Source organism: Fulvivirga ulvae, from assembly GCF_021389975.1.
In the GTDB taxonomy this organism is placed as follows: domain Bacteria; phylum Bacteroidota; class Bacteroidia; order Cytophagales; family Cyclobacteriaceae; genus Fulvivirga; species Fulvivirga ulvae.
On the sequence record NZ_CP089981.1, the window covers coordinates 2,147,111 to 2,173,079 of the forward strand.

General features: G+C 41.2%; 12 protein-coding genes. 7 read left to right on the forward strand and 5 right to left on the reverse strand.

Features of this window, described 5'->3' with window-relative positions:
• Nucleotides 1–3: 3 nt before the first annotated feature.
• The 3 genes from LVD17_RS08865 to LVD17_RS08875 all read right to left on the reverse strand — a co-directional run bounded on the left by LVD17_RS08865 (nt 4) and on the right by LVD17_RS08875 (nt 4,119).
• Nucleotides 4–3,291: a coiled-coil domain-containing protein gene (locus tag LVD17_RS08865; RefSeq protein WP_233766185.1), complete on the reverse strand. Its 3,288-nt coding sequence runs from the start codon at nt 3,289–3,291 to the stop codon at nt 4–6.
• A gap of 112 nt (nt 3,292–3,403) precedes the next feature.
• Entirely contained in the window at nt 3,404–3,775 is a 372-nt protein-coding gene (locus LVD17_RS08870) for a hypothetical protein (RefSeq protein WP_233766187.1), read from the reverse strand.
• Complete coding sequence (locus LVD17_RS08875; RefSeq protein ID WP_233766188.1) at nt 3,772–4,119, reverse strand: carboxymuconolactone decarboxylase family protein; 348 nt, start codon at nt 4,117–4,119, stop codon at nt 3,772–3,774. Before LVD17_RS08875 ends, LVD17_RS08870 begins: the two co-directional genes overlap by 4 nt.
• Nucleotides 4,120–4,206: 87 nt before the next feature.
• On the opposite strand from LVD17_RS08875, the gene LVD17_RS08880 reads away from it, so the two are divergent.
• Nucleotides 4,207–4,845, forward strand: coding sequence for a ComF family protein (locus tag LVD17_RS08880; protein WP_233766189.1), 639 nt, complete (start codon nt 4,207–4,209; stop codon nt 4,843–4,845).
• Between the two features lie 1,589 nt (nt 4,846–6,434).
• Here the strand turns inward: LVD17_RS08880 and gldJ are convergent.
• The gene (gldJ, locus tag LVD17_RS08885) at nt 6,435–7,682 is read right to left on the reverse strand and encodes a gliding motility lipoprotein GldJ (protein WP_155173859.1); all 1,248 of its coding nucleotides are present in this window, start codon (nt 7,680–7,682) and stop codon (nt 6,435–6,437) included.
• A 381-nt stretch (nt 7,683–8,063) separates the two neighbouring features.
• Here gldJ and LVD17_RS08890 point away from each other — a divergent pair, with 381 nt between their 5' ends.
• From LVD17_RS08890 to LVD17_RS08900, 3 genes are all read left to right on the forward strand, one after another.
• Nucleotides 8,064–9,113: a sensor histidine kinase gene (locus tag LVD17_RS08890; RefSeq protein ID WP_233766190.1), complete on the forward strand. Its 1,050-nt coding sequence runs from the start codon at nt 8,064–8,066 to the stop codon at nt 9,111–9,113.
• Nucleotides 9,114–9,120: 7 nt separating this feature from the next.
• Nucleotides 9,121–9,837, forward strand: a complete 717-nt coding sequence (locus LVD17_RS08895; protein ID WP_233766191.1) for a LytR/AlgR family response regulator transcription factor — start codon at nt 9,121–9,123, stop codon at nt 9,835–9,837.
• Between the two features lie 220 nt (nt 9,838–10,057).
• Nucleotides 10,058–10,309 carry a hypothetical protein gene (locus LVD17_RS08900; RefSeq protein WP_233766192.1) on the forward strand — a complete coding sequence of 84 codons (252 nt, stop codon included), beginning with the start codon at nt 10,058–10,060 and terminating at the stop codon, nt 10,307–10,309.
• On the opposite strand, the gene mfd is transcribed toward LVD17_RS08900, so the two are convergent.
• Complete coding sequence (gene mfd / locus LVD17_RS08905; RefSeq protein ID WP_233767944.1) at nt 10,298–13,666, reverse strand: transcription-repair coupling factor; 3,369 nt, start codon at nt 13,664–13,666, stop codon at nt 10,298–10,300. The genes LVD17_RS08900 and mfd overlap by 12 nt on opposite strands.
• Nucleotides 13,667–14,150: 484 nt before the next feature.
• Between mfd and LVD17_RS08910 the strand changes: the two genes are divergently transcribed.
• Genes LVD17_RS08910 through LVD17_RS08920 form a run of 3 tightly spaced genes read left to right on the forward strand, consistent with a single transcriptional unit; the run spans nt 14,151 to nt 25,968 of the window.
• A complete protein-coding gene (locus tag LVD17_RS08910; protein WP_233766193.1) occupies nt 14,151–17,705 on the forward strand; it encodes a hypothetical protein in 3,555 nt (1,184 codons plus the stop codon).
• The gene (locus LVD17_RS08915; RefSeq protein ID WP_233766194.1) at nt 17,686–18,096 is read left to right on the forward strand and encodes a hypothetical protein; all 411 of its coding nucleotides are present in this window, start codon (nt 17,686–17,688) and stop codon (nt 18,094–18,096) included. Before LVD17_RS08910 ends, LVD17_RS08915 begins: the two co-directional genes overlap by 20 nt.
• A gap of 24 nt (nt 18,097–18,120) precedes the next feature.
• Nucleotides 18,121–25,968, forward strand: coding sequence for a DUF6443 domain-containing protein (locus LVD17_RS08920; RefSeq protein WP_233766195.1), 7,848 nt, complete (start codon nt 18,121–18,123; stop codon nt 25,966–25,968).
• The last annotated feature ends 1 nt before the right edge of the window (nt 25,969 follow it).

Sequence of the window (25,969 nt, forward strand, 5' to 3'; positions counted from 1 at the left end):
GATTTAGTTGTTAGATTCTTTGCCTAGTCTTTTAAAGTATTCGTTAACTTCTTTTTTGTAATATGGGTATAGTTTAGGAGGTACTGTTTTTAGCAGTTCTATCTCCTTTTCTTTCATCTTAAAATATTCTTCGAAGGCTTTTGGAAGAGCCTTTTCATAATCCTTAGCGGTCTCTCCTTTTCTCTCCTCATCCAGCTCGCGCTCTCGCATAGCATTTTCCGCCTCCAATAATCTTGTTAGTATTTCTCTTTGGCGTTTAATGGTTTCCTGCGTAATTTTTTTGTTGACAAGATCGATTTCTGTTTCCTCCATTTTTTGTGGTATGCCATCTCCAGGTTTCTTGCCGCCGTCCCCTTCACCTGCTTCTTCCTGCATCTCTTGCAAGGCTTGCCTTATACGCTCTTGCTCTGCGGCCAGTTTGGCCAGTTCTTCAGATAGTTCTCTTCCGGATTTTCCGCTTTTCTTCAGATCTTCTATTTTTCCGTTTAGCTGTTTTTGCAATTCACTTAATGATGGACTTTTGTCCTTTCCCTTCCCCTTTTGTGGTTTGCCCATAGCATCACTCATGGCGTTTTGCATTTGCTGAAGAACATCATCAAGTAATAAGGCCAGGTTATTCATCGAGGTCATGGCGAATTGCTGTTCAGAAACTGCAACGGGCTTTTTTCTCTCTTTAATGGCCTCCATGCTTTTATCCATATGGTTGTTCATATCGCCAACTTCTCTGGTTACAAAAGAAGCAATCTGAAATACTCTATTGGCCAGCGAGAGTAAACTGTCTTCCACTATCTTTGCATCATCTTTTAATTTTAACTGCTGCTGACCTAATTCTACAAAGCGAGGGTCACTTTGGTTTACTTCCGAAAATTCTTTCATCAGTTCCTCTTGGTCAAAAGACAGTTTCAGCAAATTATGTACAATGTCTCTTAGATCATCCAGATTCTCCTGCATCATTGTCATTTCCATACTGCTCTGCATCTGTTCCATTTGCTTGGCCATTTTCTGCATTTGCTCTTTGGCCTTCTCTTGGGACTCCTTGGATTGTTTCCTTTTGTTCTTGTCCAGGGATTCTTTGGATTGCTGCTGCTCCTGCTCTACGTTTTGTTCCTGTTCTTGCATGTCAGGCATAGATTCAGGGTTTTTTAAGTCCTGATTAAGCTCCTCTAACGAATTCATTTCCTCTTTGAATTCTTTAAATTGTTCTTGTAATTCTTGTTGTTTCTCAGAAAGTTCTTCGTTTTCCTTATTTTTATCTGAAGTTTCTTTTATTAACTCTTCCTGCTTTTCAATCTGTTGATTCAGCTCATTTATAGCCTCATTGAGCTTGTAGTCAAACTTCATTCTTTTAAATAACTCCAGGGTGCGCTCTAACTCTTTCTCGAGATTGTCTTCCTTATTGTTTAGCTTATCTAGTACATCCTGAATATCGTCTATCTCACTCTGTTCTTCCAGAAGTTTCTGTAGCTCATCATATAGTTTTTTTGTCTCCTCATCCAGCAGTTCATCCATTAGATCCTGTAACTGCTCAACTTTTTCTTTAATACGCTCGTCTTGTTTGGAAAAGCGTTCTCTTTTAAGCTCATTACTTCTGTTCTGCTCCTTGAGTTCTTCAATAGCCTTGTTTAGCTCTTCACGTTTCTTAATAATGTCTTTGAGCAGGTTTTCATCCTGCCAGCTCATTTCTTTTTGACCTTTGAGCTTCTTTTCGGCTTTATCTATTTTTTCTTTAAGCTCTTTGGCTTCATTAATAGTTTTATCAATGCTTTCCTGAGTCTCGCTGGTAGTTTGTTCTATATCCTGCTTTATCTCCTTTTTTGAAGGCAACCGGAACATGTAAGTGCCTGTTTTGGAAGCTTTGTGACCATTTACCCCATCATTGTCCCAAACCTGCAGGTAGTACTTAACAGAGCTATTTTCTGTCAGTCCTAGTGAGTCCAGAGACCATTGGTAATAATAGCGCTGATTTTGTGTGCGTGATATAGGGATATTAATGGACTTAAATGATGATTCTTTCGAACCCTGTAAGACTTGATAAAATAATTTCAGTTTTGTAAGACCATAGTCGTCGGAAATATTGCCACCGAGTGCGATAAATGAATATAAAGTGGTATCCGGATATACGCTCAGATCAATTTGAGGATGCTGATCGGGTATCACATCTATCTTATAAAGTATCTTCTCCTTATTTTCGCTGTACTCATTTTTAAGGTTGATACTGTATATCTGCGACTTTTTAAAAGTTTTTTCAAATTCGAACAGCGAATTATCCGCAGGCTTGAGTTTGTAGCTTTGATCTGTAGCCTGAAAGTTTACGGATACCTCGTCAGATTCTATGGTCTTTAATTGCCATTTAATAGAGGTTCCTTCCGGGATCTGGAGGTTACCAACGTTATTAAGGGTTTCGTTGCTTTTGCCCAGGTATTTAGGATAATCAAGGTAGACATTAAAGCTTCTTAAGTTTGGCCTGTTAACAACATTGATATCGTATGCCGAGGAAGTAAATCCTGCTGCTTCAAATTGGAAACCCTGATCATTTTGGATCTTCCTAAATGTATACAAATATACACCGCTCTCGTCCCTGGACATTTTTATCTTTCTGCCGTTATTAAGAATATAAGCGTTTTCAGGGATAGCTTCACCATTTAATTCTAGCGAAACAGTGAAATCCTCGTTTTTAAAAGCAAGAAGCTCTTCATTTACAAGGTTAAAATTGAATGGAGCCTGAGGTACGAATTCATTGTTGAACTGGATAATTCTGGAGGAACTGGTGGTAATGAAGGCGGGACTTAAAATCAATACGAGTACTATGATGAGCAGAGGAACAAGCAGGTACTTTAAATAACGTTTGTTCTCTCCAATATTGACAGCGTCTTTGAAATGGTACTTCCTGATCGTTTCAGCTTTCTGACTGATACTGGCTTCTACAAGTCCACCCTTATATTTTTGTAACTGTATGACATTCAGAAGTTTATCACCTATTTCCGGAAATACGGACCCTATTTTTAATGCTGCTTCCTCATTGGTAATACCATGCTTTCCACTGGTCATCCGGTATAAGGGCAGAATGACATACACCGTCATGGTATAGAAGCCGGTGATGATAAATGAGAAGAGCAGTATGGCCCTTATTACTGAACTAAATCTAAAAGAGTATTCTAATGTGTTGAGAACAAGAAATATGGACAAAGTAAGCCCTAGAGAAATTATTAAACCTCGGAGAGCGAGGTTAAGATAATATTTTCTCCTGTACGATCTAAGATTAGCCTTGATGTGACGTTCATTATCAGTCATACACGATTTCTACTTGCAGAGTATAGATTATACGAATTTAATTTAATCAGAGTTTGAATTGCATTTTGTCTCTAGGTTAAATATAATCCTTTATAAACATTTCAAACCAAAATCAACCCTTATAGTTCATTTCAAGGCCAACTTCCTTTTCAAAATATTCTATCACATGCATTTTCAATAACTTCTCCTGTTCAAGAAGATCAAAATGTGGTAATTTCTTTACGAGTTTCCAATGCGGCCACCCCTGTTCATCAAGTCCTTCTAATTCGTAGAATCCAGAGAGACTGAGAACCTTGCAAATGGCAATGTGCATAAGATCTTGCTTTTCTTCCTTATCAAACACCTTTTTGCCTTTCCCCAGCTCCTGTACACCGATCAGAAAAAGTACGGCATTGAGGTCTTTGGGCCGTTTGCCAACAACCTTTTCCAGTTCAGCTAGCAGGGCCGCCCATGCACGATCAAGTTCAAGGTCCCTTTTAATCATTTTTTGTTTTCTTCCAAGTCCTCCCAGAATTCTACAGCTCTGCGCAGGTGAGGGACAACTATAGTTCCGCCTACTAAGTTTGCCACCGAAAACGCCTCAAATACCTGCTCCTTGGTAAACTCCAGGTCATAACACTTTTCAAGATGATACTTAACACAGTCGTCACACCTGAGTACCATTGAAGCTACCAAACCTAATAGCTCCTTCGTTTTAGTATCTAGCGCCCCCTCGGCATACGTATTGGTGTCCAGGTTGAAAATTCTTTTTATAACTTTATTATCAGCAGCAAGAATCTTTTCGTTCATCTTGCTCCGGTATGCATTAAATTCTTCTACTTTATTCATTAATTTGGGCATTTAAATAGTTGCAAATATATCTATTATAAGCTAATGCTAAATGATTTCATTTCATTGTTCTTTCCAAAATACTGTATGGCCTGCAACAATAGCCTTGTAAAAGGTGAGGAAATGGTCTGTTTGAAGTGCGATTATGAGATACCAAAGACCGCAAGCCACCTGGACAAGAGTAATTATATAGCCGCTAAGTTTTATGGCAAAGTCCATCTTCAAGACGCGATTGCCTTTTATAAATTTACCAAGAGTGGGCGTGCGCAACGGCTTTTGCATAGACTTAAGTATCATAATAAGCCAGAACTGGGCGAATTAATTGGCCGTAAGTATGGCCATGTATTAAAAGGCATGGAAATTCAGTCAGTATATAATTTAATAGTACCTGTACCATTACATAAGACCAAACTCAGGCGAAGAGGCTATAATCAAAGTGCTGTATTTGCATCAGGGCTTGGAGAAGTATTAGGTATCCCAGTGATAGAGTATGCCTTAACGAGAAATGTTAAAACTTCTACCCAAACGAGAAAGTCCAGAATAGAACGATGGAAAAATGTAGATAACATCTTTGTTGTTTCTAAGCCTGAAGAGGTAAAAGAAAAAAGGGTGCTACTTGTAGATGATGTCATCACCACCGGATCGACTTTGGAATCTTGTGCACAAGCATTGTTGGATTCCGGATGCAAATCGGTTGGTGTGGCGGCTATAGCCGCGGCAAAATAATTTTTGAAATTTGCAAATATTTTCGAGCAAATCTTGCTTGTGAGCCTCCGTTCAAGCCGCGCCTGAAGGCCTTATTTTAGCGTTAAATGGGTCATTGGTCAGGTATAGGTTATATACGCTACGTATAAGGGCTTTAAATTGACTAATTTCTAATTTTTATATAAATTATCTCTGAAATCCTTAAAAATTATTCGTAAAAAGTGTTTTTTAGACGAATTTTAGTTTTTATTCTACCTCATGGTTTCCTGCCTTTTTGAATTTAGTATTTGACTTTTTATCTCAAACTTTACTGTGAAAATTTAGATTACCGTATTTGATTTATAAATTTATTCTTTATAAGGTTTAAAAAGGCTTGTTCTAATATCGTAAGAAGAAAGCGGCACTATTGAAAATTTCAGATTTGTCAATACCTTCTAAAGTGAGAAATTCTGCCTGGAAAAGTTTCATAATACTTATTAGTTATTTTATAAACAGCCAGTAATGTTTCTAATTGTATTACTTTCGAATTATACTACTGGAGATGTATTTTATGGTACTGCTTATTACGAGGTGCGCCAATAATGTGACTGCTCTTGCTAAACTTTGCTTAACTATATAATTTCCAATCTTTTTTCGAACATGACCCCGATACACTCAAAGTAAAAATGGCAAGCACCTTCGCTCTAATATAGTTAACGACAGAAATAGCGATGTAGAAAAGTCTGTTGAATAATTCGTGTGTTCAGGCTGAATATTACACTTAGTGTTTGTTTCTATGCTAAGTATTTAACTGCGAGCTGTACTGCGGCTGCAATAAGCTTTACCAAACTTTCAAAGTTTAGTATAGCCGTTGTTTACGTTAGCTTGATAATCCATCATTAATCGAGTGTTGCATTTATTTGGCTAAATTAGAAGAGGTAATATACGGAATATTAATTTGGAGCCCGAAAATATATGCTTTGCATCGAACCTATCGGGTGTGTTGTTTGATATTCTGAGTAATTATTTAGAAGTATCTACGAGATATGGTTTAATTGAAAATAACTCCTAGCGCATAAAAATACAATACTATGTGTGGAAATTAGATAATAGGAAATAAAATCAGACTAAATATCTGTCATGAACGGGTAAAAATCAGAAATCAATCATTCTGGTATTTTGCCAGCCTTTATGCTATGAATCATTAATTCAACTTTAAATATAATCTATTCTCCGATTAAGGTTGCCTCGAGCAAAGTAGAATTAGGATTCATAAACCTGTCTTGAACTAATGGATGACGAATAGCCAACAAAACGAATAACGTTACCGTTTTCAAATTGGGCGGACCTGTACCTATCGCTCCGAGTTTGTTAACTACGGTTAAACCTTAGACAGCCAAAGGAGCTCATTTGAATTATCAATGTTTACTCCACCAAATATTTCTGGATTCCGGGACGGCTCATAAATATTAAAACTCAAAATATGAAGCTTGCTGCTGAAATCATTTGGGTGTGTGCTTTTTCAGATTGTTATTAAAGCTGCGTATAAATCTGGTTCACTTTAAATTTGAAGCATTAAAAAAGCCCCGATTTCTTAGAAACCGGGGCTTGTATTTTTATCTATTTACTTCTTAGTAGTTAGATCCTGCTCTGATCATTGCACACCTGAAGCCGATAGTAGCTGTTGATGAATCCTGATCCAGATATCTTCTGGTACCTGGAGACATCCAGTATGCTACATCTTTCCAGGAACCACCTTTGTAGACTCTGGCTTCATCTGTAATAAGTGAAGTGAAGCCTTCAGGGTTGTTTTCTATATCACTGTTGTAGTACTGCTCACCAGTAGCAATGTTTCTTGTCTCATCCATATAACCATCTCTACGGATAGGATTGAGATCATCAAAATCCTGGAATGACATAGGACGGTATACATCAAGTACCCACTCACTTACGTTACCGGCCATGTTGTAAAGACCGAAATCATTGGGAGGGAACTCATAGATGTATGAAGTGATCAATGCACCATCATTCAGTTTACCTGCTATACCGGCGTAGTCACCACGACCTCTTTTGAAGTTAGCCAGGAAGTAACCCATTTCTTTTCCGTAGGGATTTCTTAGGGCGTGGCCATCCCAGGGGTAAACTCTTTGGTGTGTCTGGTTTTCATCAAGCCACTGAGTACCGATCAAAGCAGTAGCTGCGTATTCCCATTCAGCTTCTGAAGGAAGTCTGTAGTTAGGAAGTACAACACCTGACTCCAAAGGAATTCTTCCGTCGGTTTCGGCGTACTCTTCACCGGCATTTTCTGCAAGCTTCATGTTTACAGCTCGGGTTCTCCACTCTGCATAGTTATTTGCCTGTACCCAGCTAACACCAACAACCGGGAAATATCTAAAGCCAGGATATCTTAAATAGTGATCAACATACGGGTCATTATACGCCAAACGACTTACCCAAACAGATGTATCGGGTAATGCGGCGATATATACCTCTCTAGATGAATCAGAAACGTTTAGATAGTGAAGGTATTCTAACCAGTGGATATTGGCAATTTCAGTTTCATCCATGTAGAATGAAGCAACCGATACTGTTCTCTCCAGGTTATCCCTTCTGTTCAAAATGTCTTCTTCATACGAGCCAACTACTGCACGACCACCTTCTATGAAAACCAAGTTAGGGCCTTCTGGTTGTCCACTATATGGATTCACCATAAAACCGTTATTGTCTTCATCATTATAAGCCAAACCTGTGGCAGTACTTAATGCACCAGGGTGTACACTGGTGGGCCGACTGCTTCCGCCTAGGAAACAAGAAGTAAGTAAAACTGAACCACTGACAACTAACAAAGCACTCTTAAAAAAGCTTGCAGTTCTTTTCATACCTGTTCTATTTATTCAAAAAAATCAAATGCAACTACTAATATAGTGATATAAACTCGTCACTTACAAGTTTATGAGCAGGCAAAATAACATTTCTCTTCGACAAATATTACAGAAATTGTAATTTTTTGAATATGAAGTTTGTGTTAATCACCCGATTCACGCTAATCAGGTCGTTAGTAAATAACTGCAAAAGTATTATATTATTATCTATTAAAATAATTAAGTCTGCACTACCAACCTTTTTTTACCATTTACCGCCTTCACAAACCGTAGAATTATTAATTAAAAAGGCATAAATAAAATTCCTCATCTTTGAAAATAGATTTTTGCTGAGCAGTGTTTTTAATTAAATCCCAACATTGGATGTAATGAACCAGGATGATTACCATTGATAACATAGATAGGAATAAGCTTTACTGGATATTTCAGTTATTTGGCTGGACATTATTTTTTATTATATATAGCATAATAGCCGGATATTTCACCAATTTTCAATGGCAGGTATTTGCCGGATATTTAAATACTGTTGTAGTTGGATTTTTACTTACTCATTTTTACCGCCTATACATAAAAAAGCATGAATGGGTAAAGCTTGGAATTTTTAAGCTGGCCATTCGGGTTATTGCTTCCTCATTTTTTATTGCTCTTATCTGGGCGCTGATTATTTTGCCTATTAATAAAACTTTCTTTAATGTAGAGAAGAGTCAGGAACTTACCTGGTTCATTGCCCTGGTAATAGTATTTAACCTGTCTGTAATGACACTAGGCTGGTCTCTCATTTATTTTCTTTTTCAGATATTTATCAACTTCAAGAAAAGTGAAGTTGAAAAATGGAAACTTGAAGCTGCTGTGAAGGATGCCGAACTTATAGCTTTAAAATCTCAAGTTAATCCTCATTTTATATTCAACAGCCTCAACAATATCAGATCTCTGGTTATAGAAAACCCGGAAAAGGCCAGAGATATGATAACCCACTTGTCTGGATTGTTGAGATATTCGATACAGTTTAATAATATGGAGAGAGTAAGTCTCGAGCATGAACTGGAGATCGTTCAAAACTACCTTAATCTTGAATCCATTCAGTTTGAAGATCGGTTAAATTATAAGTTGGAGATAAAACCTGAAACTCTGGAACTTAAAATTCCACCGATGGCCGTACAGCTTCTCGTGGAAAATGCAATAAAACATGGTATCTCAGACTTGCCTCAGGGAGGAATAATCAACATCAAATCCTCATTGGAAAAAGACACTCTCGTGGTTGAGGTTATCAACTCCGGGCAAATTAAAAAGTGCGAAGACAGCACCGGTATCGGACTTAAAAATGCTTCAGACCGATTGAAGCTGCTTTTTGGCAAATTATCCGATCTTAAAATTGAAAATCTGGACAGTAATTTTGTGTCAGCTAAATTCACGATTCCATTAACTTAATAATATTATGAAAGCACTTGTAGTAGATGATTCCCGATTGGCAAGAAATGAGCTGAAAAGACTACTGAAAGAATTTGATAGCGTGCAGGTAATAGGTGAAGCTGCAAATGCGATGGAGGCCAGGGAAAAAATAGAGGCCGATAAACCCGACCTCATTTTTCTGGATATTCAAATGCCCGGTAAAAATGGCTTTGAACTTTTGGAGGAGCTTGAATCTTCTCCGGAAGTGATATTTACCACAGCGTATGATGAATACGCCATTAAAGCATTTGAATACAATGCGCTGGATTATCTCCAAAAACCCATACAAAAAGACAGACTTGCCGGAGCCGTAAGCAAGGTGGCAGAGAAGAGAGAGAAGCAAAAGGAAAAAGGCGACGAGGCACGCATGACAGAAAATGACCAGGTTTTTGTGAAAGACGGCGATAATTGCTGGTTTGTCTTGCTAGCCAACGTGCGTATGCTTGAGGTAGACGGAAACTACACCAAACTTTACTTTGATGAGCATAAGCCTATGATTCCACGTACACTCAATTACCTGGAGTCTCGCCTCGATCCTAAAACCTTTTTCAGGGCGAACAGGCAGCAGATTATTAACCTGAGATGGGTCGAAAGAATAGAACCCTGGTTTAGCGGAAGCATTAAGATTTATATGAAAGGTGGACATGAAGTGGATGTCTCCAGAAGGCAGACTCAACGATTTAAAGAATTGATGAGCTTCTAAGTTCCTATTCAGGGTGAGATGTAGAAATAGACGATAACTTTCAGAAACCGGCGATAGACGGACATAATACACGATAAGTCACGTCCCATTTTGGGAATCGCTATCCTAAAATGAGTTGTTTTTGATTCTCTCAACCTTTAAATTTTACATTTTAGGGCATTTAAGCCAATGGCACAGTCTTTATCTCTGTAGAGGTAAGAACTAAAAAATTACATTGGCTATGATACCTCTAAATGACTTCCAGATTTTACCTTTCGACAAAAAATGTGATTACATCACTATCTTTGCAGACTATATGATCTACAGAGTTGAGGATGAGAAAAAATTCTACCTTTATCACGTAGACTCATATTTCATCGAAGTTTGCTATGCACCTTATGAAAATAAAGTTATGGGTATAAAAGCTTTTACAGAAACAGCAGATCTGGATCCATACCTAAACTGCATAAGTATTTCAGAATTAAACTTTTGATTTTTCCTCTTGAACAATACCGGAAAGTAGAGATATCGCCTGATTCACAGTCAATACCTCATTGACTGTGAGAATCAGCTTATCTTTCACTTCTTTTAATCGACACCTTTTAGAATTACTTTGTGCAAACGCCAATATACGTCCAAATATCGCGGATTTAAAATACTCCTCTTTGTCAGATGAAACGAAATAAGCTTTCATCTTTTCTCCTTTCAACGTAAGTTTCTCAAAGCCAAGTTTTTCCGCTAACCACCTGAGGCGTACAGTTTCTATTAATTCATTTACTGATTCAGGGATAGGACCGAACCTATCGATGATTGAGCTTCTGAAGTTTTCCAGCTCCTGCTCGGTTTTGATATTGTCCAGCTTTGAATAGAGGCTTAAACGTTCGGAAATGTTATTTACATAATCTTCCGGAATGATTACCTCCAAATCGGTTTCAATGTTACAGTCCTGGACCAAAACCTTAGTGGTTTCTGAAAGCTCTTTTACAAACAAGTCTCTAAACTCGGTTTCTTTTAACTCTTGTACAGCCTCGTCCAGTATTTTATGGTACATATCGAATCCCAGATCCGAGATAAAGCCACTTTGTTCAGCTCCCAAAAGATTACCTGCTCCCCTGATATCAAGATCACGCATAGCTACTTTGAATCCATCACCCAGATCGGAAAACTCTTCCAGTGTACTCAATCTTTTTCGTGCATCTGATGAAAGACCGATAGTTGGTGGTGTTAACAAATAGCAGAAAGCCTTTTTATTGCTTCGTCCCACCCTGCCACGCATTTGGTGCAGGTCTGACAAACCAAACATGTGGGCGGAATTAATGATTATGGTATTGGCATTAGGAATGTCCAACCCGGATTCTATAATGTTGGTCGAAACTAATACATCATATTCACCTTCAATAAACTTGAGCATGGCCCTTTCTAAACTGGCACCGTCCATTTGTCCATGAGCAACACCTACACGCGAATCAGGTACCAATCGCATGATTATGTTTGCTACCCCCTCAATGTCATTTACCCTGTTGTGGACAAAAAACACTTGTCCTCCTCTTCTTAGTTCAAAGCTAATGGCGTCCCGGGTAATTTCCTCGTTAAAAGTATGAAGCTCAGTAGTTACTGGTTGGCGATTGGGTGGTGGTGTAGAAATAATACTTAAGTCACGTGCTCCCATTAATGAAAAATGCAACGTACGGGGAATCGGTGTGGCAGTTAGTGTGAGTGCATCAACGTTGACCCGCATCTCTTTCAGCTTTTCCTTTACCTTAACACCAAACTTTTGTTCCTCATCAATGATCATCAAGCCCAGATCTTTAAACTGGACATCTTTATTGACTATCCGATGGGTACCGATAAGAATATCTGTTTCACCATCCTTAACCCTTTTCAGCGTATCCTTAATCTGCTTGCTGCTCTTAAAACGATTAATATATTCAACCTTTACCGGAAAATCGGATAACCGGTCTTTGAAAGTGCGGTAGTGCTGCATGGCCAGGATCGTTGTCGGCACAAGTACTGCTACCTGCTTATTATCTGTTACGGCCTTAAATGCTGCCCTTATAGCCACTTCCGTTTTTCCAAAACCTACATCACCACAAACCAAGCGATCCATCGGGTGCTGTTGCTGCATGTCTTCTTTTACATCGGCCGTAGCTTTTGCCTGGTCTGGTGTGTCTTCATAGATGAACGAAGATTCCAACTCCGCCTGCAGGAAGCTGTCTTTCGAAAATGCATATCCAGGTGCCTGCTTTCGCTTGGCGTAAAGATTTATAAGATCTTTGGCAATATCTACAACTTGCTTCTTGACCCTTTTTTTCTTGTTTTCCCATTCCGGGGAACCTAATTTACTTATGGAAGGTGGTGTACCTTCCTTTCCGGTATACTTGGAAATTTTATGCAGTGAGTGAATACTCACATAAAGTAAGTCATCATCCCGATAGATCAGCCTGATTGCCTCTTGTATTTTGCCATTGACCTCACGCTTTTCCAGACCTGCAAATTTTCCTATACCATAATCTATATGAGTGACAAAATCACCAGGTTGCAGGGTACGAAGTTCCTTCAGTGTAAGGGCCTTGGATTTGGAATGCTTATCCTTGGTTTTGTATCTGTGAAACCTCTCAAATAACTGATGATCAGTGTAACAGGCGATTTTTAAAATTTTATCAATAAACCCCTGTCTCAGGCTGGCATTAAGATCCTGAAAGTCAATCGTTGGGTCAATCTCTTCAAATATCGAATGAAGCCGCAGCAATTGCTGCTGAGAATCGGAAGCGATAAGCGTAGTAAAACCCTGGTCCTGATTTTCATTCAGGTTTTTGGCCAACAGTTCAAAATTCTTATTGAATGAAGGCTGTGGCTCAGACTCAAAGGAGAAAGTTTCCGATGCCTTAAAATAGAAGCGGTTTCCGAATTCAATTTTAACCAGAGGAATGGCCTGGCTTTCAAAAGTTTTGGAGGTTTCAAAAAGGTCCTGAGGATTTAATATAACCTGAGTTTCCCCACTGGCTTTCAAAATATCATCGAAGCTTTCCTTTGCCCGTTTGAAGTAACCATCGATCACATCCAGTGTTTGCTGATAATCCTTAAACCAGATCTTTGTATTGTTGGGAAGAAAATCCAGGAAACTCTGGCGTTCCTCATGGATCAGTTTGGTTTGTACATTAGGGATCAGGTTTATCTCTTTAACCGGATCTACCGAAAGCTGAGAATTAGGATCAAAAGTGCGGATACTGTCTATTTCATTACCAAAAAGCTCTATACGATAGGGTAAGTCGTGAGCATACGAAAAAACGTCGATGATACCACCGCGAACGGCAAACTGACCTGCTTCGTAAACAAAATCAGTTTTTTCGAAATCGTATGACATGAGCAGCTCACTGAGAAACTCAACGTTTACGGCCTCACCCACTTTAGCAGAAAAAGTGTTCTTTGTCAGCGATTTTTTGTTGATAACCTTTTCTGTCAGGGCCTCCGGATAGGTGACAATCAATTCACCTGACGATGCTTTGTGATTTACCCGGTTGAGGATCTCTGCACGCATGAGTACGTTAGCATTTTCGGTTTCCTCAAACTCATAAGGTCTTTTATAAGAAGTGGGGAAGAAAAGTACTTCCTTTCCTGAAAGTAAATTTTGAAGGTCGTTGTGAAAGTACGCAGCTTCCTCTTTATCGTGCAATACGATCAGGTGGTTTTGGTGGTTGATTTGATAAAGTGCTGCAATCAATACAGCGTCCAAACTACCTGTCAACCCTTTGACCTGGACATGGCGATCCTCATTAGCCTTGGTTATCTCGGCTATCGTCTGGATAATGCTATCCGCTTTGTACAATTTTAACAGGTCGCCTGCTTTCACGCCTAGTGCTGTCAAAAATTAAGTCGCAAAGGTAGCAAATTATTGAAGAGTGATGTGAAGGGAGAGTTAAGTTATTTTGAAGATGAGTTTTGCTTTAGCAGGTAGATGTAGCTATTATAATTTTTTTCTCAAACGATTTTTTTGAGGATCGCACTTTGGATTTTAAATATTCCATGTTTAAATTGCGTCGGAATTTTTGGCTTTAATTAAAATATTAGATTTTGACTTTATTTAGTTCCTCTTTGTAAAAGAATCTCGATTCTTTTACAAAAAATTGGCTGGAGGGCTTTTACAAATGCTTATTCCAGCTATTTCCCCATATAGCTTTGTTTACCATTTTCAGTTTCTGCTACAATGGAGCTGAAAATACACTTATTTAGATATATCTGAATAAGCTAATGGAATATTATTCAATCAAGAAGATTTGAAATTGGTTTGATAATGCCAAACATTTTTGAAACTATTAATATTAACTCAATCAAATATGATTAAGTACGGATTGTTTACTGCAAGTCTTTTGATCTGTAGTTTCATCACTTTTGGACAGGTAAGCCCTGTTTATGTAGATGTAATTCCGCCATCACCGGAAGCCTCCAACATTGCGAAATATGGAAATACCCCGGTTAGTTATAATACAGGTACTCCAAATATTTCAATTCCTCTACATACCATAGCCGGGAAAGCCATAGAACTTCCGATTGGCCTTACCTATGATGCAAAAGGACATAAGGTGGAAGACGTGGCCAGTTGGGTCGGTCTGGGGTGGACACTAACGGCCGGCGGAGTAATAGCAAGAACTGTTCGCGGCAGGCCGGATGAACATAACAAAGGGTATTTTAACCAGAGAGACAGGTGGGAAACCCTGAAAGATCAGGTTTATACCACCAGTAATTTTGTAAATCATCCCAAATATGATTTTGAGACTGACGTTGCCAGCGGAGAATTGGACCTGGCCCCTGATGCTTTTACTTTTAATTTCGGTAGTTACTCAGGCACAATCACTTTTAAATATATAAATGACGGCACCAGTTTCGAGTTTTACCCCATGGTCTCTCCTTTTCAGGATGTTAAGGTTCAGCATCCTTTTGATGGCACTACTAATGGCAACTGGATCATAACTACCCCTGATGGACTCAGGTACACTTTTTCGGATAAAGAAACCAATGATACCCGTTCATCTAACGGCCTTTTAGTATCTGCCTGGTATCTAAGTACTATTGAAAGCCCTGGTACGCATGAGAAAGTAGTTTTTAACTACGGCTCTAATGGAACTCATGTAGTTGATAATGGAAATATGTATAAAGTGAGTACCACTACACTTCAGGGTACAGGTAATTATGGTTCATGCGAATATCCAGCTCCTTATATAGAGACTGATGATCCGGATCAGGTAACAACCCTTTATTTAAATACCATATCCTATTACCCGAATATTGAGGTGCAAAATGACAGGTATATCAGGGTAGCTTTAAATTCCACGGTGGGCAGATCATGTGAAAGAGTAGTGAACTACACACCTGTTTTGAGAAGGCTCAATAATATAATTATTACTTCCCAGTATCAGGGAACCCCATCCTTGATCAAAAATATTGATTTTTCATACGGAGTATATGGTAATCCTGCTGATTGTAATAGTAGCAACCGACTGAAGCTGCTTGCTGTTAAAGAGACAGGTAAACCGGCCTATCAATTTGAATATAATAGTAATACACTGCCTCAATATGGCTATATGTCAGATCATTGGGGATACTGGAACGGACAGGGCAAACCTGCAAATAATTCTTTTATTCCAAAATTACCTAAAGCGTATGAGTCTCAATTTATAAACAATGGTTTGGCCTCGGCTAACCGGGAAACGAGTAATGTGTATAGTTTAGTTGGCCTGCTTAATAAAATCACATATCCAACAGGAGGCTCAACTATTTTTGAGTTTGAAGCCCATTCGGGTCAGGGTTATGTCGATAACTATAAACAAGCGAAAATAATTGATGTAACTGCTAAAAGCGATATAGAGCATCATGGCACTATGTCAGCCGCTGAGCTTGCATTTAGAGAACTGTGGAATGACGGCGACACGGAGATTGCGGATGGCATGCCTAATGTAAGGCTAATGAGGTTTACCATTAATGAGGGACAATATGTAAAAATCAGTTCTTCCATATCACCATCCGGGGATTATCGAGAACCGATAGGAGCACGGCTATATAACTGGCCTGTTGTGGATAAACACCAACCAATCAGCTTCAACCCTGCAATTCAAAAATTTTTGCCCGCGGGGAATTATGTATTGGTAGCCATGGTGGGCGAAAAACTAAATGGTATAACAGCGAAGGCATCTATAGATTACTATCAGGTTATTGATAATTACCTTGTTAAAGACAAATATTACGGGGGTGCCCGCATTAAGAGAATTACGGACTATGATCCTGTTGACCCTAATAATCCTGTGGTTACGGAGTTTCGTTATTACAAAGACTATATAAACTTTCTTAAGCCAGGAAATATAAGCGATGGGCCATCATGGGATGGGCCTACCCCGGTACCTACTGACGGTTCCACAGGTGCTGGATCTTCTTCAGAGGAACCAGAACCTACATCCAGCGCCACTGTATTCTACTCTCCCAAGTATTTTACAGATGATATTTGTGATGGACAGCTTATAGCTTCAGCATATAGCAGCAACCCATTTGGATTGATCAAAGGGCACCATATCGGGTATTCTGAAGTAGCGGTGATCAGGAATGGCAATGAAAATTATGACAATGGCATAACCATCCATAAATTTTCAAACAGCCCCAATCCTGATGTAAGGAACCTTAAAAAAGAGGAAGCTTACTATGACGCTGACCTAAACCTGGTTAGCAAAACCACTTATGAGTATGCTGATGAATATGCTGAAAACACTACGGGCTTTATTTTTAAGATAGATCAGGTACAGGTTCTGTTTGACGATGGAGAGGGGTATCTTCATTACTACCATTTCTCCAACAAAATGCCGGAAACAAATTATAATTACGGATCATTTTGGAGGCACCTGGTCAAACAAAGTGAATATAGTTATTCGCCAAATGGAGGTGAATATCTCAAAGAAACATCTTATGAGTATGCCACTGCAGGCTACAACTTCAAGAACCAGGTGCATTACCAGTTCATGACCAAAAAATCGGAAAGTATCAATGAAGGGAAGTTAGATAGTTATTACCTGTATCCTCCTCAATTTTCAGGTACTGTATATGCTCAAATGATCAATGACTACAATTATTCTCATTTGGTAAAGAGCTATACCGAAATGATGCCGGACCATGGAAGTCCGCAGGTAATTACGGGCAACAGCTATGATTATACAAAAATTGATGGCAGGTATGTGCCTGAAAAAGAATACCTCTATGACAGGGAAAGCTTGCAGTACGAAGCGATCAGGATTTTTACCCATGACGCAGGCGGCAACCTTACAGGGATCAAAAACCTGAGGACAGGAATCAATACCTCCTTTTTATGGGATGGCAGGGGCAGGAACTTAATAGCCGCCATTAAAAATAGCTTACCAGACCAGGTGGATTATTGCAGCTTTGAAGAGTTTACCCGCAGCACATGGACAACCGGTAATACCCTTGAAGATGCGGGTGCCATAAGCGGTAAGATGGTAAAAGACCTTAATTCAGGAGCCGTGACATTTAGCGGAGGGCTGGCGACTGGAACTTACCAATTATCACTCTTTGCGAAAAATGGCTCTGTAACGGTCAATGGAGTTCAAAGAAGTGCCCCGTCAGCATGGACATTGCTGACCTGGGAGGTTGGTAGCATCTCCCTCACTATAAGCGGTACCGCCACCATCGATGAAGTACGGATTATGCCCGCGGATGCCCACGCAGAGTTCAGCACCTTTAAAGTGGATGATTTTATCGGAGTCACATCAAAATCAGACCCGAATGGTATTTCAACCTACTTTAAATATGACGACCGGCAAAGGCTGGAATATATCAGAGATAACAACAAGAACATCACTACAAAATACGAATATGGATACTATAATGATTAAAGTTAGAAGCCTGCTGCTATTGGGTATCATGGCCCTGGCAGGCGGCGCATGGGCTCAAGTGCCTTCGGCGATGAAACTGGAAAGTTCGGCAGCAATTAGTGATGGACAGGAATTTCCGATCGAATCAACAATTGAAGTCTCAGGGGACCATATAGTATGGACACAATACAGCCAAAGCGGTAACAGCCAGGAGACGCGGTTTGAGATAGCTGGTGTAAACGGCGATTGGGATCAAAACACAAACCAGGGACTGCTAATCTATACTGTTGTGATTGATGAGAGCAGGGAGGAAATAATTATTAAAGGCACGGCAGAAAGCACTGAAGTAAACATCGGCCCTAATAACCAGTACACCATTCGTATGATTATGCATACCATCACTTATAACTAATTCGTATTGAGCTTTAATCCATTAATGATGCTAAGATTTTTATTTTCTATAATCATATACCTGGTTACCTATTCGGCTGGCGTTGGCGCCATTAACGGACCAACAAATGTAAACCCCGGCGTGGAAGTAATGTATACCTACTCAGATGAATTTCTTCAACGCGACCCTAACTGGGAAGTTACCAATGGGGTAATCACTTACCAGGGTACTATGATGAATGCCAATGACCCTGAAGGACAGGTCGCCTATATTGTTAAAGTCAAATGGAACAATGTGAGCTCCGGTTCCATTCGGTTTAAGAATGGTTTTTTTATAAGAGATATACTCAGTGTAACCATAGCCTCGCCATTACCTTCGACCCCTCCAAACCCCATAGCCTCAACCAATGCATGTGGTAGCAAAACACTTACCCGTCAGGGTACCCCACCTTCAGGCGTGACCTGGTACTGGCAAGTTTCTTCAAGCGGAATCAGCACTACCCTGGGCTATGGCAGTACTTATGTAGTCAATAACTCAGGTACATACTACCTGCGTGCCAAAAACAGTACAGGCTGGAGTTCAGGCTCAGGTTCAGTGTCAGTTACGGTTACAAATCCTGCCGTGCCGCCGGAACCTACCGTGAAGCTGGAGTGTAACATGGCCACAGTTACACTAGCCGCACCACCGTCCGGTGTAACCTACTATTGGCAATCTTCAGCTTCAGGTACCAGCACCGAAGCTAAATTATCAGGAAGCTCCACATTTCTTTCTCAATCGGGCTATTACTATGTACGTGCCAGACAAGGAGACTGCTGGAGCGCGACTCGTTCAGGTTATGTGGACCTTAGTGCCTCATCTATTGACATATCAGGAGAGCAACTGGTATCTGAAGGGTCTACCCATACCTACCAGTATACACCGGAATATTTATTAATAGCACCTTCCTGGTCCACCCCAGGAGGAGTTGCCTCCGCACCGGAGCTTAATGGCTCTACGTACACCACTACGGTACAATGGTCTATTGCAGGACAGACGACTTTGAGGCTGTGCAGTCATGGTTTTCCTTATGGAGAGATGCCCGTAACCGTTTTACCATTACCCGAGGCACCGCCCGCTCCAAGGCTCCAGGATATGTATCCAGTCGGACACTGTGGGTCAATAGTTTTGGAAACTTTTGGAAGTCCTCCGTCCGGAGTTATCTGGTACTGGCAAAATTCCCCTACAGGTACCAGCACTTCCAATTCAGATCCGGATTTTACTGTGCCATCAGATGGGGTTTACTACTTAAGAGGCAGAAATGCCGCAGGAGGATGGGGGCCTGCTTCCGGTGGTCTTGTGGTAGACCTGCCTGAATTACCCGAGGCACCACCCGCACCAACAGTACTGCACAACTGCGGGCTGGCCACAATCTCCCGGGCTGTACCCCCGTCAGGGATCACTTACTACTGGCAGACACACCCGGAAGGCACAGATGTTTCTGATTCGAGGGCTACCCGGCCTGCCGGATCTGGCATACACTACCTGAGGCCTAAATCTGAAACTTGTTGGGGGCCGTCATCCAGTATAACCATTGTTGGTGATAATCCTGCTGACAGAGTTAATGTAGCCCTGGGCCAGCGGGTGACTTATGATACTGATAATTCAGGTTCCGCCGGTGTGTGGTGGCATGCCAGTGAAGGGTCAACAGTATTAAGCACCTACTCAGAGGGTACCAGGCATTATGCAGAAGTAGAGTGGGGCCAGTTGGGTGAAGGATACCTTAAAGGCTGTTCCGGACCTTTTATGATAGAAAAGGTTTTTGTAAATGTGGTTCCTGCAGCCCCTGATGTTGAAGCAGGTTGCGGAAGCGCTCTTCTTACAAGAAACGGAACACCAAAAGCATGTGAAACATGGCACTGGTATAAAGCCGGAAGCTCCTCTTCATTAGGTACAGGAGCTACACTTACAGTAAACACCTCCGGTACATATTACCTGAGACCAAAAAAATGTGATGGCACCTGGCACAGCGTGGGCTTTGGCACAGTGGTAAATATTGATCCACTGCCAATAGCCCCGACAGATGTTAGTGTTGAAGATATGGTTAACCCTGGTTTTGTGACTATGAAAGTCAATGATACCAACCCGACCTATACCTACCACTGGTATCGAAATGGTATAAAGGAGCATGAAGGCACCACATATAAAGCTTTTTGTGCGGAAACCAGTACTTTTAAAGTTTACAGTTTTGAAAACGGCTGCTTAAGTGCTGCGCCAAAATCAGTAACCAGCAACGTTTTCCTTGTTCCGGCAATACAGGTAGATGGGTCACTTTTTCTGAAGAGCGGAGAGCAAACCCGTCTTTTTGTAGATAACAGTATTTTTACCCATTATCAGTGGGCAAAGGACGGTGCCGACATTGCGGGAAGTACCCAGCACCAGTTGACCGTAACTACCCCGGGGACTTACCATTTGGCAGTCAGTTTAAACGGAACAGACTATTATAATACCGCATCAGTGAAAGTGGCCCTCCTGGGCAACCACCCCGATGATTCACCCGCCCCTACGCTACGAAGCAATGCTCCTACGGCCACTTTGGGATCATCCGATATCAATTATGTGAGGACGTACTCCTTCAGAGTGCCTTCAAACGATCTGGGGATAATAGGTACCGTACCGGATTTCCCTGTAGATGAGGTCACTGTTTCAACCCAATATATCGATGGCCTGGGCAGGCCTGTCCAAACCGTTATCAAACAGGGGTCTCCAAAGAAGAACGATATTGTGCAATCCGTAACTTACGACAGGGAAGGAAGGCAATACAGAGAATATCTGCCCTATGTGAACAGTGCCGGGCTGGGGGCCTACCGGAACAACCACCTGCAGGAGCAATATGATTTTTACAGGAACCTCGACAATACCAACCCAACTTCACCGGCTTACAAAGTGGCCCGTACGGGAGTTCCCTATGCCGAAACCAGGTTTGAGGACTCTCCGCTGGATAAAGTAGTGGAAGCGTCAGCACCCGGGGAGACATGGCAGATGGGGCGCGGCCATACCACCCGAAGCGATGTAAGGCCCTACAATGCCGCGGATGACCAGGTAGTTATCAACTGGTCCGTAGCTAACGACAAGTTAGTGCACCAGGGCTATGTTTATACCGGTGAGCTGATGGTACAGGTTACTGCTGACGAGCATGGCCAGGAAGTACGCGAATTTACAGATAAACAAGGCAGGACTATCCTCAAGCGCGTAAATGGCAACAACAAGGGAGAGTGGCTGGACACCTACTATGTGTACGATATATTTGGCAACCTCAGGTTTGTACTCCCTCCCGTATGTTCCGAAAAAGTAGTTGGCAGCTTTAACTGGGCTACAGATTCAGGCATCATAGATAACTGGGCCTTTCAGTATAAATATGACAGCAGGGATCGAATGGTACTCCAAAAGGTACCGGGCGCAGAAGCACTGTACCTGGTATACGACAACAGAGACAGGCTGGTACTAACCCAGGATGGCAATCAGCGGCTGAACGGAGAGTGGGCTTTTACAAAGTATGATGAACTTAACCGGCCAATTATCCATGGTGTAACCGTACAGCCCGGCTCATGGGAGGAGGTAAAGAACGCGGTAAAAAATCATCCGGTGCTGTTTGAGGAGCCGGGAGGTGAAATGTTTGGTTATACTAATCTGGCGTTTCCCATAGATACACTGGCTGAAAATTATAACCTGATCACCTATTATGACAATTATGACTTTCCCCATGCCGACAACCTGGCTTTTGTTCCCGAACTTGGCCATACAGCGCCTTTTGACCGTGTTGTTGGACTCGTCACCGGTACGGTAACAAAGGTACTGGGTGAATTTAAATGGTTGCGAAGCATTACCTACTATGATGATGAATACAGGGTCATCCAAACGCAGGATGAAAATCAGCTGGGTTATGTGAACGTGACAACCAGCAGGTATAATTTTGCGGGGGAAGTGATCGAGGAGCAAACCTCCGGGAAAGACGTAAAGGTGGCCCGGACCATGGTTTATGATCATATTGGAAGGCTACTTCAGATAAACCATAAAGTTGAAGACAGTATACAGGTATACGGACCGGTAGTTTTGGTGAAGAACGAATACAATGAAATAGGTGAGTTGATAGAAAAAAACCTGCATAGCGAGGATAACCTGGCCTCCTTTGCTCAAAGTGTGGATTATGCTTATAACCCAAGAGGCTGGTTAACCCACATCAACAACAGTGAACTGTCTGAGACTGAAACCCGGAGCCCTGGTGACTACTTTGGTATGGAGCTGATGTATGACTATGGATTTGAGCAACAGCAATATAATGGTAATGTGGCCGGTGTAAAGTGGAAAACCTTTGGCAAGCCCGAAACCAAGGCCTATGGCTACGTCTACGACGGCCTCAACAGGTTAAGATACGCAGACTATGTGGAAAGCCAGACCGGCGCATGGACATTTAAACCGGGAGTATACAATGAGCATGTTCATGATTATGACCGAAACGGAAACATCCTTGGCCTTACACGTTATGCCGACCATTCCGGGCAGGAGGAGATTGATCGGCTGGTTTATAGCTATGGACAGGGTGCTGAACATGCCAACAGGCTACTTAGAGTGGCGGATAATGATCTGGCCGCCTATAAAGAAGAGGGATTCAGAGATGCAGAGGGTGATGACTATGTGTATGATGGCAATGGTAATACGGTACGAGACGCCAATAACCATATTGAGAAAATATACTATAATCATCTCAATTTGGCCGAATATATTTTGTATGACGACGGGCGGTCGGAGGCATATACCTATGATGCTACCGGTACTAAAATAGCGGAGGAGATCTATAGCAGCAATGGTTCATTAGTTGAAAGAAAGGATTTTATAGATCAGTTTGTTTATAACTTTGGTAAACTGGAAGCTATACAACATGAAGAGGGGCAGGTAGTAGGTAATCTTTATTTTGGAGGCCTGGATTACTTATATGATATTAAGGATCACTTGGGGAATACCCGCCTTACTTTTACAACAAGGGATGAAATTTATCACTATCAGGCCACCATGGAAACCGAACATTCTGATGAAGAAGAGGCCTTATTTAGTAACCTGGAAGAGACCAGAATCACTTTTGCTGCAGCAAGCAATTCACCAGATAAAGTAGCCAGAGTTAACCAAAGCCAACCGATTGGGCCGGCTTTGGGTTTAAAGGTCAAGCTAGGTGATATTATTCATTTGGAAACTTATGCTTACTATGAAGGAGGTTCCGGTTACACCACTCCAACCAGTTTAACATCAATCATAGCATCCGTAGCGGCAAGCTATGGAGGTGTAAATGGAGGTACTGAATACCAACAGACCATATATAACAGTTTTGAAGGTGCTTTTGGTTTTTTTGATAATGGCCAAACCAGTAGTGATAATGTGCCTTCAGCATACCTTAACTATATTCTTTTCGATGAAGAAATGAATTATAAGAATTCCGGGTATAAGCAGTTATCTGATGCGGCTAATTTTAATGTTGAAAAACTTGAGATCAGCGATATACAAATTGAGGAAACCGGGTACATATATGCCTATGTAAGTCACGAAAGTGCTACCGATAATTGGGTATATTTTGATGACCTGAAATTAACCCATAACAGAAGTAAAATCATAAAAGGTGAAGATTTTTATCCTTTAGGCCTCTCATTCAATCCTTACCATCGTGATAATGAACACTATGCTGGTTCGGTAAATACCAGGGGTATAGCTCACGGAATCAAAGATCTGGGTTTCAGAAAATACGATGCCGTACTTGGCAGGTTCTATAATATAGATCCTCTTGCTGACTTGCAACCGGACCAAAGCACGTATCAGTATGCGGGTAATAATTTTGCCAATAATGAAGACCTGCTGGGCTTGCTTATAGAAGACGGAAGCTATAAAGTGAGGGAAAGGAACAAACAAGCCAGGACAGGCGAGGATAAAGATAAAGGCAAAAAGGGCAAAAGAGTAAAAAGAGTGAAGGTAAAAGGCCGTGGTACGCACTCCAGGGTAGCGATTTATGTTCCTAAAACGAAAAAGCAAAAGAGACACCGAAAAGTGGATGGCCGCAGAAAGAATAAAAAGGAGCAGGATGAAAGAGGAGAACAGAATGAAAATACCTCAGAGGACACTGATAATCAGCAAGGAGGCAGCACGGAAAATACAACTCAGGCAGATTCTGAAAATTCTGGGAAGAGGCCTTATGAAAGTTTTGAGGCGTTGGCCGACGAAGCCGGACAGGAAGGTGTTTTTGGCCCGGCGAGGCCAAAAAGAGTTATCGGAACCTTACTGTCCGGGTCTGCCGCCGGACCACAAATAAGGCAACCAAGATTTGTGGGGAGTAGTCAGCGTAAATACGAAAGTAGTACCCATAAAAACCAAAATAATTCTATTGAAGAAGTCTATGCTCAGTTAAAAACACACCGGGGAACCAACACGGGTGCTGGTTCTGTAGCACTTGAAAAGCACATCGCAGGCAAAACCGGCTTTGACTACAAGCGGGAGGTTTCTGCCAACCTGATGATGTTTGGCCCTGACCCTGTTGGGGCAGGCAACTACCTGATGAAACTATGGAAAGACCTGGGCTTTTACTACCCCAAAATGTATGTACACCCTGATAAGGTAGTTGTGGAAGGAGAATATATCATTACCGATGATGCGGGTAATAAAATATCAACAACCTATACCGTTACCTTTGACAACAGTGATACGGAAAGGGAACTTTTCGATAAGCTTACCATTTGGGCAGGCAGTGCTGACTATTGGGGCAAGAGCGCTGCCGTAACCGATCAGTGGGCGGATAAAATCAAATACCATATCAAGGACCTCGGCAATACCACACCGGGTGACGAAGGTGGCTTGGTTTTGTACTCATATATTATTGCTGATGTGGTGACGGCGCCCTATGTGGCGGCACCAACCATTTATAGCGGCAAACACTGGAGGACCGATGAGCAGCTTGCTGGCTGGGAAAGGGCATTGGCTATCCTTGACCTGGTGCCTGGTGAGGTATTGGTAAAAGCGGGAATCGTTGCTGTTGTTGTGAAGATTGGAGGTAAGGTGATAGATGTTGCCAAACTTAGCGCAGTTTCCCGAAGGGCTATTGCCAAGGCGATCCAATTTGGGAGTAAAGTATTGCCAGCTGCCAATGAACAATTTACTTTAATAGGAAAGAGCGGAGCCACAATTGGTGTACTTTTGAAAGAAGGGGCTGATGATGTATTGCGCGTTGCAAATGATGGCTGGCTGGATGATGCGGTTGACTATACTGTTGATGAAATTATTCCGGTTGGTTCGGGTGTTGTCATTAAAGATGGTGCGGGTAAAATAGTTGAAGCTAGGGTTTATATGGTTAAAAAAGCTGATGAGACGGTCGGCTTTGTAAAAGCCAATGCCATTAAGGAATTTGATGAGGTTGTACAAAATGTTGATCTGAATAATCATATATTTAAAGGAGATTTAAATGTTGATATAAATGGAAATATTCGAGGCGTGTCTGGAGTGCATTCAAACAAAAAACTAATACCTGACCATCCAGTATCTTATAAACAAGGTGATATAAGAATTCAACCAGGAACAGAAAATCCGCTTGTTAAAGGGTATTATCAGGCGAAAGTACAGGTTTATGGAAAGAATTATACTGCGCAGGGCGCGACTATAGAAACCTGGGTTAAAGGTAAAAAGAGCACTTTTTTTCCTGATAGTTGGAGTGTTGAGAAAATTCAATCAGAGATTGCGGAAGGTCTAAGAACTAAGGTGCTTGATCCTACCTTTCCAACTCCTCCTGGCAGTACTGCCTATAAGGCAACGATGTCAGATGGAACCAAGCTACAGTTAATATATGAAGGTACAGTGCTTAAAACAGCTTTTCCTAATTTAAACTAAT